Origin of the sequence: Phaeodactylibacter luteus (genome assembly GCF_007993045.1) — a bacterium.
GTDB lineage: Bacteria > Bacteroidota > Bacteroidia > Chitinophagales > Saprospiraceae > Phaeodactylibacter > Phaeodactylibacter luteus.
Window position 1 is genome coordinate 1 of the sequence record NZ_VOOR01000234.1, and the last position, 354, is coordinate 354.

Genomic DNA, 354 nt, shown 5'->3' on the forward strand with positions numbered 1-354 from the left:
CGTAGCGCAATATGCTTCCTTCCCCCAAGCGGCTCTTTCGCACGTTGGGGCTGGCAGTACATCTATAATCAAGGTGATGCCAGAAGGCAGCTCAGGGGTTGCTTTTGAAGTTACCGAAATTGGCGCCCGTCTTACAGGAGCCAACCGGACTAGGTATATTGAGGTGGTCGAGATCTATTACAGTACCCCTTTGGCAGAGGATATCCTATTCGGGACCTTCAGCGGAGATGAGGTTTCCTCAGCAGCATTCTATGTATCTGGGGAGGTTACCAGCATAGGTGTTTCTTTATCCAATGCGCTGCCTAATGTAAACGTCGCTTTAAATGTGACGCTTTCGGATATCACTTACTGCAG

The 354-nt window shown here is 49.4% G+C and carries 1 protein-coding gene; it reads left to right on the forward strand.

Features of this window, described 5'->3' with window-relative positions; all coding sequences use genetic code 11:
- Positions 1-354, forward strand: a 354-nt coding sequence (locus FRY97_RS22735) for a hypothetical protein (RefSeq protein WP_170254899.1), incomplete at both ends; no start/stop codon positions are given.